Origin of the sequence: Lysinibacillus sp. UBA5990 (assembly GCF_002429815.1) — a bacterium.
GTDB classification, from domain to species: Bacteria; Bacillota; Bacilli; order Bacillales_A; family Planococcaceae; genus Lysinibacillus; species Lysinibacillus fusiformis.
The window spans coordinates 433,298-447,673 of record NZ_DJAY01000011.1; the positions used below are offsets into that span (position 1 = coordinate 433,298).

Annotated in this window: 16 protein-coding genes and 1 pseudogene; 12 read left to right on the forward strand and 5 right to left on the reverse strand. The window is 35.8% G+C overall.

The genetic code is table 11. The features are described 5' to 3' along the window. Positions 1 to 640: 640 nt before the first annotated feature. On the reverse strand, positions 641 to 850 hold the full coding sequence (locus B3D94_RS09595; RefSeq protein ID WP_175423129.1) for a DUF3923 family protein: 210 nt from the start codon (positions 848 to 850) through the stop codon (positions 641 to 643). 332 nt (positions 851 to 1,182) lie between these two features. Then, positions 1,183 to 1,368, reverse strand: coding sequence for a hypothetical protein (locus B3D94_RS09600; RefSeq protein WP_069482057.1), 186 nt, complete (start codon positions 1,366 to 1,368; stop codon positions 1,183 to 1,185). 263 nt (positions 1,369 to 1,631) lie between these two features. On the opposite strand from B3D94_RS09600, the gene B3D94_RS09605 reads away from it, so the two are divergent. The 7 genes from B3D94_RS09605 to B3D94_RS09635 all read left to right on the forward strand — a co-directional run bounded on the left by B3D94_RS09605 (position 1,632) and on the right by B3D94_RS09635 (position 9,396). Then, positions 1,632 to 1,757 (forward strand): hypothetical protein, encoded by a 126-nt coding sequence (locus B3D94_RS09605; RefSeq protein ID WP_291757073.1) that lies wholly within the window; start codon positions 1,632 to 1,634, stop codon positions 1,755 to 1,757. 572 nt (positions 1,758 to 2,329) lie between these two features. Next, the gene (locus B3D94_RS09610) at positions 2,330 to 2,596 is read left to right on the forward strand and encodes a hypothetical protein (protein ID WP_291757074.1); all 267 of its coding nucleotides are present in this window, start codon (positions 2,330 to 2,332) and stop codon (positions 2,594 to 2,596) included. A 317-nt stretch (positions 2,597 to 2,913) separates the two neighbouring features. Beyond that, the gene (locus B3D94_RS09615) at positions 2,914 to 4,506 is read left to right on the forward strand and encodes an AraC family transcriptional regulator (RefSeq protein ID WP_291757077.1); all 1,593 of its coding nucleotides are present in this window, start codon (positions 2,914 to 2,916) and stop codon (positions 4,504 to 4,506) included. 125 nt (positions 4,507 to 4,631) lie between these two features. Continuing rightward, the gene (locus tag B3D94_RS09620; protein ID WP_069482053.1) at positions 4,632 to 5,597 is read left to right on the forward strand and encodes an ABC transporter substrate-binding protein; all 966 of its coding nucleotides are present in this window, start codon (positions 4,632 to 4,634) and stop codon (positions 5,595 to 5,597) included. Positions 5,598 to 5,788: 191 nt separating this feature from the next. Next, entirely contained in the window at positions 5,789 to 6,433 is a 645-nt protein-coding gene (locus tag B3D94_RS09625) for a GntR family transcriptional regulator (protein ID WP_036127225.1), read from the forward strand. Positions 6,434 to 6,768: 335 nt separating this feature from the next. After that, the gene (locus B3D94_RS09630) at positions 6,769 to 8,190 is read left to right on the forward strand and encodes an amino acid permease (RefSeq protein ID WP_258268896.1); all 1,422 of its coding nucleotides are present in this window, start codon (positions 6,769 to 6,771) and stop codon (positions 8,188 to 8,190) included. Positions 8,191 to 8,280: 90 nt separating this feature from the next. Continuing rightward, positions 8,281 to 9,396: a M20 metallopeptidase family protein gene (locus B3D94_RS09635; RefSeq protein WP_291757086.1), complete on the forward strand. Its 1,116-nt coding sequence runs from the start codon at positions 8,281 to 8,283 to the stop codon at positions 9,394 to 9,396. A gap of 76 nt (positions 9,397 to 9,472) precedes the next feature. On the opposite strand, the gene B3D94_RS09640 is transcribed toward B3D94_RS09635, so the two are convergent. From B3D94_RS09640 to B3D94_RS09650, 3 genes are all read right to left on the reverse strand, one after another. Beyond that, positions 9,473 to 9,607: a hypothetical protein gene (locus B3D94_RS09640; RefSeq protein ID WP_258268898.1), complete on the reverse strand. Its 135-nt coding sequence runs from the start codon at positions 9,605 to 9,607 to the stop codon at positions 9,473 to 9,475. Positions 9,608 to 9,839: 232 nt separating this feature from the next. Beyond that, positions 9,840 to 10,292, reverse strand: a complete 453-nt coding sequence (locus B3D94_RS09645; protein ID WP_069482050.1) for a GNAT family N-acetyltransferase — start codon at positions 10,290 to 10,292, stop codon at positions 9,840 to 9,842. 3 nt (positions 10,293 to 10,295) lie between these two features. Next, positions 10,296 to 10,850, reverse strand: coding sequence for a GNAT family N-acetyltransferase (locus tag B3D94_RS09650; RefSeq protein ID WP_069482049.1), 555 nt, complete (start codon positions 10,848 to 10,850; stop codon positions 10,296 to 10,298). 198 nt (positions 10,851 to 11,048) lie between these two features. On the opposite strand from B3D94_RS09650, the gene B3D94_RS09655 reads away from it, so the two are divergent. The 5 genes and pseudogenes from B3D94_RS09655 (at position 11,049) to B3D94_RS09670 (ending at position 14,163) form a co-directional block, all read left to right on the forward strand. Further along, the gene (locus tag B3D94_RS09655) at positions 11,049 to 11,813 is read left to right on the forward strand and encodes an SMI1/KNR4 family protein (protein WP_291757091.1); all 765 of its coding nucleotides are present in this window, start codon (positions 11,049 to 11,051) and stop codon (positions 11,811 to 11,813) included. 37 nt (positions 11,814 to 11,850) lie between these two features. Continuing rightward, positions 11,851 to 11,958: pseudogene (locus B3D94_RS09660) on the forward strand (cupin domain-containing protein); the annotation flags it as partial. A gap of 91 nt (positions 11,959 to 12,049) precedes the next feature. Then, positions 12,050 to 12,727, forward strand: coding sequence for a VOC family protein (locus tag B3D94_RS09665; RefSeq protein WP_291757092.1), 678 nt, complete (start codon positions 12,050 to 12,052; stop codon positions 12,725 to 12,727). A gap of 230 nt (positions 12,728 to 12,957) precedes the next feature. Continuing rightward, positions 12,958 to 13,077: a GNAT family N-acetyltransferase gene (locus tag B3D94_RS22930; protein ID WP_349679794.1), complete on the forward strand. Its 120-nt coding sequence runs from the start codon at positions 12,958 to 12,960 to the stop codon at positions 13,075 to 13,077. A gap of 96 nt (positions 13,078 to 13,173) precedes the next feature. Beyond that, on the forward strand, positions 13,174 to 14,163 hold the full coding sequence (locus B3D94_RS09670; RefSeq protein WP_069482046.1) for a zinc-dependent alcohol dehydrogenase family protein: 990 nt from the start codon (positions 13,174 to 13,176) through the stop codon (positions 14,161 to 14,163). Positions 14,164 to 14,376 lie beyond the last annotated feature (213 nt).

Below are 14,376 nucleotides of genomic sequence, written 5' to 3' on the forward strand. Positions count from 1 at the left end.
GCCTGCAAGCATGGTAACAACTTTATCTGTTAATGAAATGGGACTACTCGATACTATTAAGTATTTGTTTTTAGGTGATGTTGACAGAAATAATAGCAATTTAAAAATGATTTCTACAATTTGTATAAACACAATGGGATATTATGTTTTCGAGTACTGTTATGATAATGTCTTCAAACTACAAGTTTTGTGAATGAATTAAAATTAGAAATGAATAAGTTTTAAATAAAGAAGGAAAAAATAAAAGTATTAACACTTAGTTAAACTATGCATGATAAAATAGGCTGGTCAGTTACATAAAGCTATTTGGTGCCTTTATAGTATGCACATACAGCTAGCCGCGTTTCGCCTTGCTCTGTCAATCGATCATATACATTTGAATTTTTTAAGTCTTCGCTTCATTTTTACCAAAGCCGTGTCCAATTTAATGTCCATGTCATGCATCGCTTACAGATTGTTTATTGCCATTTCATTTTATAAAAATCCTACCTATAGTCCATATAAAATAGCCACTTATTTATAGTGAACCCCAAAAGCTAGATTTTTGGTCTCACTTTTAGGGTGCATTACAATTTAAGTGGCTTACAAAAATAAATAAACAATGATCAAAGTTGAATCAAGATGGTCTTAAGATAGAATTTTAATTGTTAGTTTTTCTAACGAAATAAAGAAAAATTAATTGAACTAGTACCACAACTATAAATGCAATGCCCAAAATGGCGTAGGTTACCATTTTAATTTCAGGTGTTTGTACTACACCAGCCCCATCAATATTTCTTGCGCCAACAAAAAATGCAAGAGCGCCAAAAACTAATATCCATACACTATTTGCAGCCCACCATATTTTCATTTTCAAAATAAACACCCTCTTTATTCTTGTAGTTTTCTTTAGTGGATTAACTATATCAATTTTACATATAATTGGAAACGTACGGTAGGCTGTTATATGTCTCAGTCTTAAGGCTGATTGACTAATTAAACTACCTAATTGGTAAATGTATGTTCAGTAAGGAAGGTTTGAACGGATAAGACAGGTGGACAGCAATCTGTTATGGCAGCTTTCTATGTCAATGTCTGTTGTTATTATTAGGTTCCTTTGAGATTAATAAAACTATAAACGAATGTAAAAAAAGACCACTTCAAATGAGCGGTCTGAATAGATAAAACGTAAATAGTCTTAAATTATAATGAAGTGGACTTACCTTTTTTCTCATCAACAATAAGGTCTTCTTTATCTGGGTGAGGGAGTTCAGTATATCCCTTACGCCCATTAGATTCTTTAATATTGCTTGGATCTGCTCCCTTAGAAAATGATTGTTTTGTTGGCTCATCTGTTGCAAATTCTGTATTTTTTTTATCTCTTTTCATTTTGACACCTCCTAAAGATATTATTTAACGTATCCAATTAAATATCCCTCGTTTATTTCAAATTTTTTCAACAAGCATTTTATAATAATTGAATTGAACGTCATTTATTTAGCAAGTATTACTTTCACTCTAAAAAAATAGACTCACTCGGAAAATAGTATGTTTATTATAGGCTGCATCGAGATAGGCAGTTATTCTTTTGTATTAATATTGCCTTAAAGGACAAATACTTTTTTGTTATAAAAATAGATAGCAGCACGAAGTTGAGTGAATGGGTATGTATATCCATTGAAGCACTGACATTATTCATTAATTGGCAAGAGACACTTGTCAAAATTGCCTGGAAAGCTATTGTAAATGATGCTTCAAATATGATGGAAGGCCGTTAGCATGGTCTAAATGGTTAAAGAATATACTAGATGTAATGTAAAGGATAGAAAAGGGGATGGGGATTATTGGATTATTAAATATTATTATGAGCGCTTTTGGGATTACTATGATAACTTTATTTATTTTTCTTTGGTCACTTGATGAAGATAAATGGAGTTTAATGGGAATTTCCTCTTACATAATTCCTGCCATATTAATTTATTTTGTTGTTTTTGTGTATGTGTAGAAATTAGATAATTCTAGCAGTGAACTTCATGTATAGTAAATGAATATGAACACTTCTCATCAGGAGGTCGCAGAAGGTCGAAAAATCCAGGGACAAGTATACTTATACAAAGATAAAATATTCATTTTCTTTATGTAGAAAATTCCAAAAATAGTAATCCTGATGCTGGAGTGATTGCCTCAAATATGAATGGCCATCATAAAAGATAGATCATTTAGTGCCTCGAAAACAAGTATGGAATTTAAGATAGTGGAAACGGATTCTGTTTCTAGTACAATTAATATTAGTTTTCATTGTGGTAATAATCATTTGGGTTATACATTTTTCGTTTTACGAAGTGACCTGATGATGTTATATACGTTAATTCTAAGAAATTGGGATGAATTTTTAGAAGCAGGAGTATGGGATTCAACGGATTCTTCCTTTTCGTTGTCTATTTCGGCAAACAAAAGTGAGTTGATTGAAGAGCAAATTTACCAATTTCAATGTTGGATAGACGCTAGTGAATATATGTCAAGTCGATCTACTCGTTCTGGGATTGGAATTACCATTTATCAAGATCAAAATACGATTGAAGATTTTGCATTACAGATAAAGCATGAACTTGATTAGCTTTAATAAGCTCCAGGCTCGCGTTCAGGACGGAACTTGGGCTTTTTTGAGGTGATTATTGAAGCAAAGCTTTTATAAGCTAACGCAATTTTCTTCTTATAAAATGAATAGCAAGATCAATTAAAATATATGGGCGAGAAACTGTAAATGAGCCCATTTAATTGGCTTTGTACCCCTTTTGGATTTGTTTTATTTATGGTAGATTACAGTTTAGTTGGTTTGGCCTCATTGATTGGGTCACACTTGCTGTCTGACAACACTGTACATATTTCATATAGAAGATTGTTTTGAAAAATAAGATGGGGGAATCTAATGAAATGCTGACATATGAGCTTTTGGACACAATGCTTCTAGCAGACGAGGGAACGATTAGCCCTGTTGTGCTGGCAGGTCCATTTCCTATGGTTATCATTCCGACACAGCCCGTATCTATTCAAGCAGAGAAAGGTATTTATCGAATAGGTAAAGGGCAATTTGTCTTGCTTTTACACCAAGAGCAGGGTATCTATCTAGTTCCAAGCGATAGGGAGGACTTTGCACCTGTTTACAGCATCTCATTTACTAGTTACCGGTTGGCGAAACGGGAGAAGGATGAGCTATTATATGTGATTGATTTAACGCATTTGCCTGCACATGGGCAGATCATGGAATTTCCTCGGTATGCAGAAGGTTTGCTTAAAAATTTGCTGGAACAGTTCCAGCGAACGCAAAACCTGAATACAACCCCTAAGCTCCATTTGCTTCTGCACGAATTACTCGATACCATTTTTGAAAGAAAGAGTATTGATAACAGTTTTGTGACGAACGATCAAGCGATTCAACAGGCTGTTACATATATCAAACAACATTTTGCAGCACCGCTAACGCGTTCTTTTATGGCTGATATGACTGGTTTTAACGAAAGCTATTTCTCCTCGCTGTTTAAGAAGGAAACAGGGTGGAGCTTTGCTGAGTATGTGAATCAAATTCGGGTAGACCAAGCAAAGCTTCTGCTACTGGGGACAAATGACAAATTGCAGGATATTGCGTTGAAAACAGGATTCGCAGACGGTTCATATTTGGGGAAAACCTTTACTAAATATGTTCATATTTCACCTAGCAGTTTCCGTAAGAGGAGGCATTCTCATCGTATAGTTAGTATACAATTTCTTGGGGCATTAGTAGCATTGGGCATTCAACCCCTCGCTACTACACGAGAGCTGCTTCAATCTTCTAAGCTATTGCATAAACGATTGCCGACCATTGTGGAAATAGAGTCCTTTGATCAACTCGAAGAGATACGCCAGCTCGAACCAGAGTTAATTGTGGCACCAACTTATTTTTATAATTATCCTGATATAATGAAAACACTCGAACAATTTGCCCCTGTTGTAACAATCCCTTGGGGGCAGTTGGACAAGCTAGAAGAGGTAAGACTGCTTGGAACGCTACTTGGGCGAACGCAACAGGCTGAGGAGTGGATTGCAAAGCTGCAACAGTCCGCTAAAGAAGCAAGAGAAGTCATTCAACCATTTTTAAAGTCAGATACAACAGCTGGTATCTTTGAATTAAGTCATGATAATTTATGGCTAATCCCTTATCTATCAGTGCGCTCCGCCTACACTCTATTTGAATTATTAGGGCTACGAGCTCCTCAAACCATTAAACAGGAGATACTTCAAACTGGTAAGCATCTTAAAGTGACAGAGCAGGATTTGCCTGTATATGCGGCTAGTCATATGTTTTTGATTGTGCCAACGGATGATACGGAATCTTTCCGTGCTCAGCTTATGCAGCGTTCCATTTGGCAACAATTAGTGTATGAGCAAGGCTGCCAATTACATCTACTGAAGCTCAATGAATTTTGGTTTGATGATGGTTTCTCATTGGAGCTCCAGCTGGATGTAATGGTAAAATTGTTAATTAAATAAAACTAAATCCAACAATTTTCCCTATAAAACATCCAATTTAAAGGCGTTGTTCTTGTACAAGACTGTCTCTATAATGAATATATCATCGCGAATGATAATCATTATCAAATAAGGAGGTACCAATCTTGTACTTACATAAGTTGTTAAAATCGATATTATTTCTTGCTTTAATCACCATACTTACGGCATGTGGCAATACCAATGACAGCACTAAATCCAATACAAATCAGGATACTTCTACAGCCGAAACGTCGGAATCAGCAACAAAGATTATTAAAACACAACGTGGGAATTTGGAAATGCCAAGTCATCCAAAGCGTATTGTGACAGACGGTTATTTACCAGAGTTACTTGTACTAGGTGTCAAGCCGATCGGTTCTACACAATGGGATTTGGAGAACAAAGTAATCCAGGATCAGATTGATGGAATTGAAACAACTGGTGAGAGATCATTAGAGACCATCGTACAACTGAAACCAGATTTAATCATTACTTGGGTGAGTGATGAAGCAATCCTTCAGCAATATGAGAAGATTGCACCAACTCTTGCAATTCCTTATAGCTCAACAGGAGATATTTATGAAACTATGCGTCTATTGGGCGATGCTTTGGACAAAAAGGATGAAGCGGAAAAATGGATTAAGCAATTAGATCACACTGCTGAGGAAGCACGAGCACAGCTTGCAACTATAATTAAACCCGATGATACGTTTGCGCTGATGGGCGTTTTTGTAGTAGATAAAGGGTTTTATATTTATGGTGACGGAGGCTATAGAGGCGGTGAAGCTATTTATAAGCATCTTCAACTAAAGCCACCAGCGAAACAGGCGAAAGAAATGATAGGGAAAGAGGCTTATCGCCAAGTTTCGTATGAAGTCATACCTGAATATGCCGGCGATTATATTTTCATCGATCAAGGTGATTTAATCTCAGAGGTATGGGGGGAGAGCGAAGGACTTTGGAAGTCACTTGACGCTGTGAAGAATGACCGAGTATTCAAGCTTGACCCAGAGCTGTTCTGGGGCAATGACCCAATCTCATTAGAACTGCAAATTAAAGAAGTGGTGAAAATGCTGACTGAAAAACAATAATAAATAGTTCCAATCTTAAAGATCACTCTAAAGGGTGGTCTTTTTCTTTTTACCTCTACTAGGATGTTCTGTGTTAATTAGTACTTTTTCCATTAATAAGAAAAGAATTAATTGAGAAAAAATGGGCTATATATTAAAATCAATTTATACATACAATATATTGTATTAAATAACGTATTGGAGAATTCATAATGGAATATTTATCGCTAAAAGACCATGTTTATAATTATATTGTGGAACAAATTAACAATGGGAGCTTGCTGGCTGGAAAAAAGGTGAATGAAAACCATATTAGTGAAAGCCTCAATGTAAGTAGAACACCAGTAAGGGAAGCACTCATTCAGCTGACATCAGAAGGTTTACTAGAAAATATCCCACGTAAAGGGTTTGTCATCAAAAGTTTAACGAAGGAAGAAGCGAAAGAGACTTATTTTATTATTGGGGCATTGGATGGATTAGCTGCTTCGTTGGCATTGCCGTTTTTAACGGAAAAAGATATGAAAGAGATGGAGTTTTATATTCAAAGTATTGATTTAGCTATTAATACAGAAAATTACAGGATGTACGATAAAATGCAAGAGGCTTTTCATGGTGTTTATCATAAGCTATGCCCGAATAAAAGTTTGATCGAACTTTTACTGCAATTAGAGAAAAAATTTATGAAAAACTTAGGGGAAAATGACTCAACTGATCGAGTAAAGGAAATGTTAACGCAGCTCAACAATGAACATCGGGAAATTCTTGATTTTTTCAAGAATGGAGATGCCATTGCTTTAGAAAGATTCCTCAAAGAAGTTCACTGGAATATGGAAAGAGCGGAGAAAGTATTGCTATAATTGCTAGAAAAATTGGAAAAACTAAGAATCTGTTTCGAATGAGACAGATTCTTTTTTTATTGACATATAAAATAAAATATATAATATATAGAATTAAAGACTGAATATTATATATTGTCTTTTAACAAAGGAGAAAGGGGATTATTTTGTTTCAATAAACTTCTCTCTCTTTAATAAGGGGAAAAACCTTTCTACAGCAGGTGCTTGTGCAATATCATGCTGACGGTTTTTAGAGAAACTTTTTCAAGTAAGCTTGAAAAACACCGGAGGCATATGTGGAGACGTAATTAAAGGTGTAGAAAGGCTATGATTTGAAAGATTTAGGGGGATTTACAGTGGAGAATAAAGAGTATGATTTACAACGTGGGTTAAAACGCAGACATCTTACAATGATCTCAATTGGTGGAACCATTGGGACAGGGTTATTTCTTGCATCTGGAAATGTTGTTTCAAATGCTGGAGCTCTTGGAGGTCCTATAGCATTTTTAGTGATTGGTATTTTAGTATTTGTGTTAATGAAGGGTCTTGGAGAAATGTCAACCTTCATGCCTATACCAGGAGCTTATACTACCTATTCAGGATTATTTGTTCACCCTGTGCTAGGTTTTATGGTTGGCTGGAATTTATATATTAATGGATTCCTTGGGCTCGGTGCTGAAATTGTTGGGGGAGGGATGATTCTTAATCAATTTTTCCCAAGTACGTCTACCTTTATATTTTGTCTTTGTATTTCAGCTATCATTTTGTTTTTGAACTTAATTGATGTGAAATCCTATGGGGAAGCTGAATATTGGTTTGCCGGTATTAAAGTACTTGCCATCATTGTATTTCTTATCATTGGGGTCCTAATGATATTCGGTGTTATTGGAGAGCAAGGATTTATAGGGTTTTCAAATTGGAACAGTGAATCGATGTTTCCCAATGGTTTGACAGCGGTCATTATTATGATGACTGGTGTAGTTTGGTCCTATCTAGGAGTTGAGACAGTTGTTTCTGCAGCAGGTGAAGCAGAAAACCCGCAGAAAAATGTTCCAAGGGCCATTAATACAATTTTCCTTCGGATATTAATTTTCTATGTTGGATCTATTACCATCATTGGTTTAGTTGTACCCTATCAAAATGTAAGCGTTCTAAGTAATGGATATGCTGGTCTTTTAGGTTTAGCTGGCATTCCTGGAGCTGCAACAATCATGAACATTATTATTCTAACATCTTTGGTTTCTGCAGCTAACTCGATCGTTTATTTCCTAAGTAGAACACTGATTGCATTATCAAAAGAAGGGAAAGCACCAAAAGCATTAGGGAAGGTTAATAAACGAGGCATTCCAATGAATGCGGTAATTTTGACATTATTCCTTGGACAGGTTTCGTTGATTACGAACTTTATTTCACCAGATAAAGTATTTATTTGGTTAACATCTATTGCAGGCTTTAATACACTACTTGGCTGGTTTGGTAGCTATCTTTCCCACTATAAATTTAGGAAGTGGTTAGTGAAAAATGGTGGGTCTGTCGATAAGCTAAAATTCAAAATGCGTACTTATCCAATTCCAACGCTACTTTGTTTAGCTGCTTTAATAGCCATTGCCATTTATACAGCTTATAGTCCTGAAACAAGATTCTCATTCTATATTGGTGTTCCTATGCTAATACTGTACTTTATTGCAGGCACTTATTTGTATAAAAAAGGGAAAATCCATGATCCTAGCTATAAGCCATTTTTAGAAGCACATATACATGATAAAGAAATAAAATAATCAATGACATGATCGTTGGTTGCATCCATTTTTCTAGTAAACAATCAGAATGTTAAGAGATTTGCGATGAGTTAAAGGAGATACAGAATAATGGAAAAGAATAATTTACAGTTGGCTATACAATTACGACATGAGTTACATGCGCATCCAGAATTATCAAATCAAGAAGCATGGACGAAACAGCATTTAATAGAGTTTCTTAAAACCCATACAAATCTTGAAGTTGTAGATAAGGGGCGTTGGTTCTATGCCGTTTATCACTCAAAAGTAGGCAAAAGAAATATTGCTTTTCGGGCTGATTTTGATGCCCTCCCGATTGAGGAGACGATTGAACTTTCTTACGGTTCGAAGTTTCCTGGTGTTTCTCATAAATGTGGTCATGATGGACATTCCGCAACTCTTTGCGGCTTTGCCCTTGAAATCGATCAGAAGGGCTCTAACAATAATATATTCTTTTTATTCCAACATGCCGAGGAAACTGGTGATGGTGCTGTAGAATGTGCCGTCTTAATAGAAGAAAAGAAAATTGATGAGATTTTTGGCTGGCATAATATGAGTGGCATCAAAGAAAATACGGTTTATGTTATCAATGGAACAGCTCAGTATGCATCAAAAGGAATGTCTATCTATATGGAGGGGGTACCTTCTCATGCAAGTGAACCCGAGAATGGCATAAACCCTGCTTTTGCCATAGCCAAAATTATTGATAGCATTCCAAGCTTTATTGATTCAACAGCGAATAAAGGTAATGTATTATGTACCGTCGTCCAAGTAGATATCGGAGAGAAAGCATTTGGTGTCAATGCAAGTAAGGGCACATTACGATTGACTATCCGAGCTCTATATGAAGAAGAGATGGATAAACTTCAGCATAAATTGGAAAATCTAGCACAAGCAGAAGCAGAAAAATATGGGCTGAAAATTCGTTTTGAATATCAGGATGAATTCCCTGAAACGGCTAATCACGTAGAGAGCTCCAATAAAATACGTCAGGTTTGTGCAGAGAAAAATATACCAATGCTCGAGTTAAAGGAGGCTTTCCGCGCTTCAGAGGATTTTGGTCATTATACAAAACTGACAAAGGGCTCTTACTGTTATATAGGTAATGGAGAGGATTATCCAAACATCCATACCTTTGAATATGATTTTAAAGATGACCTGATCGTAACAGGAGTCGAATTGTTTAAAGGGCTTGCTGAGCAATAAACATAGATGAATAAGAAAAAAGGAATCACCGTAAAGCGGGTGATTCCTTTTAGCATTTTGATGTCGTCTGCAATATTTACTGAAACAATAAAAAGAATTTAGCTAATAAAAAGATAGGGACCCCTACAATTATTACGCCTGCCAAGAAATAACAAAATAGCATAAATACATCGAAAACCGCACCGGCTAAATCATCAATGAATTTTAACATTTCATTTCCCTCCAAACATAATAAGTATAGGCACTTACAAATTTCGAAAAGAGAAAAGCCTCAACGTCACTGTTGAAACTATTAAAACTTACATATTTTTAACGATCTCCCTATTAAAACTAAATCTGTATAAACAATACTAACATTCATCGAAAAGTATAACAAATATTTAGGACTGCTCACATCGATGGATGGTCAATGATTTTGAACTTCACTCATCTTCATCAAAGATTTAATCTTGGCTAGCAACATCCAAATCATATTGTAAAGTCTTTTTTAAATAGTAATGTTTAAAATCTCTTCCTACTTGATCGAGGGTCCCATAAATTTCATAATCATGATTTTCATAAAATGTTAACGCTTGAAAGCTTAAGGTGTCAACCTTAATGAAATCGCACTTATTCTCTAAAGCAATTTCCTCAATGGCTGCTAACAATTTTGAACCATATCCTTGACCACGAAATTTTTCATCGACCATTAATGTGTGTATTTCTAACCAGTTCCAGCAAACCTCCCCTAAAATGCCACCGAAAATTTGATTGTCTTGATCTGTTAGAAATAAATTAATTTCCTTATAGCGCCCTTGTAGGTCTTTTGGAAAGTGTTCTACATTATATTCATAAAGCATGTGATTAACATAAGATTTATTTTTTGCATCTAATTGTTGTGTGATTTGTAAGGACATCTTTTACTCCTTTAGTTGAAATGGTAAATCGCGTTTCCAAATCATATGGTGATTATTTGTTCCCCAAAAATGTTCAAGAACATAGTTTGGGTGTCCGAATTTTTTCTGCCAAACCAGTTGTGCTTGTTTATAGCCACTGTCTAAACAAAAGCTAGGGACATTTTTCATTTCTAACGTTGTTAGCATTTTCTTCACAAGCCTCGTTCCAATCCCGCAACCTTGGTAGTTTGGATGAACATAAACGGTCCCGATTTCTGGACAATTTGACAGGTCTTCCGTAATTGTTTTTTGAATGAATTCATTAGACTCACCATACTCGATGGTGCCAATGATTTCTTTTGTTTCGGCATCCTCAGCCAGCCAGAAAAACCTTTTTTGGCCCTGACTTTCAAAGTCAGCAGCTAAATATTGTTTTTTCGTTGTCCATTCCTGTTGTTGATCGTCCACCAGCTCGGCAAGACCTTCTTTAGCGAAAGTATCCTGAATGACATGTAAAAAGAATTTATGTAGTACAGGAGTATCTGCTGGCTCAGGGCGTCTGATGATTATTTTTCTCAAAAGAGATTTCTCCTTTTACTATTTTTAATAGATCTGGTTTATGTTTTTAGTATGGTTACGGCTTAGATAATAATCATAAGAATACAGACGAATGTACGAAATAATTATAGATGAGCACTTTAAAATTATAACATGTTCTCCTTTATTGAGTAATGATGGGGTATGATAAAATGCAAAGCAGTTAGGAGGAAACTACCTATGAATGAAGTATTTAAGGAAATAGATGATGTAATAGAGAACATGCGTAGTTTTATTTTAGAGATTCAACAACAAGATCCTTCATTTTATGCCGTATATCCGATGGTTTTTCACCAGCCACTAGAAGATGATGGTAGTCGATTGATGGGCAGCCTTTGGCAATTACCGGATGAATATATCTACTTTTTGAAACATTATGTCGTGGAAGGAATTACATGGAATACAGGTGACTATATAAACCTACAAATATTCGGGGCTACGGATTTAGTGCGAGGACAGGAAGGTTACAATTATAATCCTGTCACAGAAGAAGTCATTTCAGATTGGCCACAATATTATGTAGTTATCGCTACCGATGAGGGAGATCCATATTGTATAGATTTATCGAGAGGGGATACGGCTATTTTCACTGCCTATCATGGTGCAGGTAGTTGGGATTTTGAAATGGCCTATGATAATCTCATAGCGTTTCTTCAGAGTGTTCTTGTACCTTCTAATTTAGAGGAAGAGCAGCTGGAAGACCATTCTTACAATTACTATGAAATGTATATTACCGGCAATGGGAAGGATAAGCTTAAAACTTTATTACTGCTTAAAAAGAGATTGTCCTGTGATTATTCAACAGCCAAAAAATCTTTAGAGCAGACGCCGTTATTAATTTATAGAGGCGTCGAAGCGGGTGCAGCTCAATTAGAAAAAGAGCTGCAACAGATTGGCGCAGACTATCAAAAAAAGAAAATAAGCTTAGCAGAATTTTTAACATGAGAGATTTGACAAAGAGGAATTGAATTAATGAAACATGAAAATACCACCAAATCAGCCACACCAGATGCGAAATGATTTGCAAGAGGATGTAGAATTTCTGATTATTTCTCAGCCAACTAGTAAAGGAGATCGAGAGCATTTGTAAGTTATCTAGATAAAACTTCATTCTTTTGCACGAAGTAAATGCCTTTCCTGCCTAGTATAGTAGGGTTAACTACACGCAAGGGGTGGATTTAATGAAAATTACGAGGGTTAAACTAGTTGTTCATGATGTACAAAAGATGCAGCATTTTTATTGCGAGCAAATGGGATTTTCATTGGTAAAAGGTACAGAGGATTATTTTACAATAGCTGTTGGTGAGAGTGAGATGACCTTCAAAAAGGTTTCTTCTCATATCCAAAAACAATATCATTTTGCTTTAAACATTCCATGTAATTTATTTCAACAAGCAAAGGACTGGGCGAATGAACGAGTCGGCCTACTTTTTTCAGAAGGTCAGGATGAAGTTTATTTTCAATTTTTAAAGGCCTATTCATGTTATTTTTATGATCCAGAGGGAAATATAGTGGAGTTTATTTCTAGACAGGAAGTGAATCAAAAACTCCATACAACCTCTTTTTCAATCGATCAAGTGTTACATATTGGTGAAATTAATTTAACAACAGATGATATTTTAGCAGTAGCAAGAGAGTTAAATGAATATGGTATAAAGCCTATTAATAATAATAATATTCAACAAGAGTCCCTGAATTTTCTAGGCAACTATGAAGATGGAGCCAATATTTTAGTAGGACCTAGTGACCGTCCGTGGTATTTTTCTGATAAGATTGCGCAGGTCAGCCCTATATGTATAGAAATAAATGGTTCTCTCCAATTAATAATGGATGAAAAAGGTCATCTAACTGTACAATGATAGTACCTTAAAATGGATAGTAGAATAAATAATTAAAAAATGTATATTTTATTCAAATGCTAAGAAGGGTATGTAATAAGTGAATCGAATCCAACGATAAAAGCGTATGAGCAGTTATACAAGGCAATATGTAATAGTTGGTACAGTACATCTATTTATGATAGTGAGAGTCTAATTGGTTTGGGCGTATTATTTCTGATGGCATCTATCAAACCTTTATTTGTGTTGGGATGGTGCATCCGGATTTTCAGCGAAAAGGAATCAGGACAATGGTGATGGAGACCTTGTTAGAGCATTTTCAGCAGGAAAATATAATGTGGGTTCAATTATTTTGCGCTAAAGGGAAGTAATCATTTTATCAAAAGCTTGGGTTTAAGGAACGTGATGCAGAAGCCCTTGGAATGATACTGTTTAATAGTTAATCCATAAAGGAGCTAGAAAGAATAGTGAAAGTAAAATCTCTTAAAATATATGAATATGGAAATCCTAAAGAGGTAATAAGGGTTGAAAATAAAACCATAATACCCCCTACTCAACAGGAAATTCTTGTGCGTATGCTAGCAAGACCAATCAATCCTTCTGATCTTATACCCATACGGGGGAAATATGCTCATCGAATCATTTTACCAACAGTACCTGGCTATGAGGGCGTTGGGGTTGTTGAGGCTGTCGGATCGCTTGTTTCGTCCAAGCTTCTTGGTCAGCGAGTGCTACCTCTACGGGGAGAGGGGACTTGGCAAGAAATGGTGAAAACCCAAGCAGAATTTGCTGTAGCTATCCCAACTGGCATGGATAATTTTACTGCAGCACAAATGTATATTAATCCCCTTACAGCTTTAGTAACTTGTACAGAGGTTCTAAAATTACGACCGAGTGATGTTTTATTAGTGAACGCTTGTGGCTCAGCTATTGGACATATTTATGCTCAATTTGCGAAATTATTAGGTTTCCAGCTAATCGCGGTTACAAGAAATGGTCAGCATACAGAGGTATTACAGCAACTTGGTGCCAACTATGTCATTGATACATCCTATATGCCCCTGTATGATACTGTGATGGCATTAACAAATGGAAGAGGTGCAGATGCTGCCATTGATTCCATAGGAGGAGATGCTGGCAATCAACTTGCATTTTGTGTGCAACCTGGTGGAAATTTTTTAGCCATTGGTCTTTTATCAGGAGTACAGGTGGATTGGGCAAACATTGTGAAGGAAACAAAGGTCCAGGCTATGATGTTTCATTTACGACATTGGCAACATCAGTCAACAACAGAAAAATGGCAACAGTGTATGCAATATTTAATAAACCTCGTACATAATGGGTCATTAACATTGATGAACGTAAATACGTACTTTCCATTATTGGACATTTACAAGGCCATAGACACTGTTGAATCTAGCAATACTAATATAGGGAAGGTTTTTTTAACAATCTAATAAAAGGAGAACGCATTAACATCACTAGGCAAACATCCTGAATTTTAGACTAGATTGGAGAATATTTATTGCGCGAGGAAATTGCTCAACAGGGGCTCTTTTCTTATCAGGGGAATTAAAGGGAATGCTCCATTATCAAGTGAAGTTATCTGATTAAAAGTCTTCAGGCTAGTTTTGTGGTATAATTTTTTGGAATATAAAGGCTTGAAGGAG

Coding starts and splice junctions, on each gene's coding strand:
- B3D94_RS09595 (WP_175423129.1), bottom strand. CDS start 850: ATGAAAATATGGTGGGCTGCAAATAGTGTATGGATATTAGTTTTTGGC.
- B3D94_RS09600 (WP_069482057.1), bottom strand. CDS start 1,368: ATGAAAAGAGATAAAAAAAATACAGAATTTGCAACAGATGAGCCAACA.
- B3D94_RS09610 (WP_291757074.1), top strand. CDS start 2,330: ATGATGTTATATACGTTAATTCTAAGAAATTGGGATGAATTTTTAGAA.
- B3D94_RS09615 (WP_291757077.1), top strand. CDS start 2,914: ATGCTGACATATGAGCTTTTGGACACAATGCTTCTAGCAGACGAGGGA.
- B3D94_RS09625 (WP_036127225.1), top strand. CDS start 5,789: ATGGAATATTTATCGCTAAAAGACCATGTTTATAATTATATTGTGGAA.
- B3D94_RS09635 (WP_291757086.1), top strand. CDS start 8,281: ATGGAAAAGAATAATTTACAGTTGGCTATACAATTACGACATGAGTTA.
- B3D94_RS09640 (WP_258268898.1), bottom strand. CDS start 9,607: ATGTTAAAATTCATTGATGATTTAGCCGGTGCGGTTTTCGATGTATTT.
- B3D94_RS09645 (WP_069482050.1), bottom strand. CDS start 10,292: ATGTCCTTACAAATCACACAACAATTAGATGCAAAAAATAAATCTTAT.
- B3D94_RS09655 (WP_291757091.1), top strand. CDS start 11,049: ATGAATGAAGTATTTAAGGAAATAGATGATGTAATAGAGAACATGCGT.
- B3D94_RS09665 (WP_291757092.1), top strand. CDS start 12,050: ATGAAAATTACGAGGGTTAAACTAGTTGTTCATGATGTACAAAAGATG.
- B3D94_RS22930 (WP_349679794.1), top strand. CDS start 12,958: ATGGTGCATCCGGATTTTCAGCGAAAAGGAATCAGGACAATGGTGATG.